1 protein-coding gene is annotated in these 312 nt (G+C 58.0%); it reads right to left on the reverse strand.

The genetic code is table 11. The annotated features are described in order from the left end of the window. A partial coding sequence (locus H579_RS29360) for a hypothetical protein (protein ID WP_028302471.1) occupies positions 1 to 312 on the reverse strand: 312 nt, incomplete at both ends.

Genomic DNA, 312 nt, shown 5'->3' on the forward strand with positions numbered 1-312 from the left:
AGGCAAACTGATACTGGTCACCGCTTCCTGATCACCTTCGGTAAAGTGCAACGGGATATCCGCTTCCTCTGTCTGGGCATTACTATCTTCACGCTCCGATGCCACTGGCTGAACAGTCACCGTCTTCGTCTCTTCACCGTCCTCGTCAACGGTTACCGTCGTCGTAACAGGCACACCATCAACCAACTGAGTTTCTGGCTCTGGTTCCGGCTCTGGTTCCGGCTCTGGCTCTGGTTCTGGCTCAGGCTCAGGTTCCGGCTCTGGCTCCGGTTCCGGCTCTGGCTCAGGCTCTGGCTCTGGCTCTGGCTCTGG

The organism is Oceanospirillum beijerinckii DSM 7166, from assembly GCF_000422425.1.
GTDB classification, from domain to species: Bacteria; Pseudomonadota; Gammaproteobacteria; order Pseudomonadales; family Halomonadaceae; genus Oceanospirillum; species Oceanospirillum beijerinckii.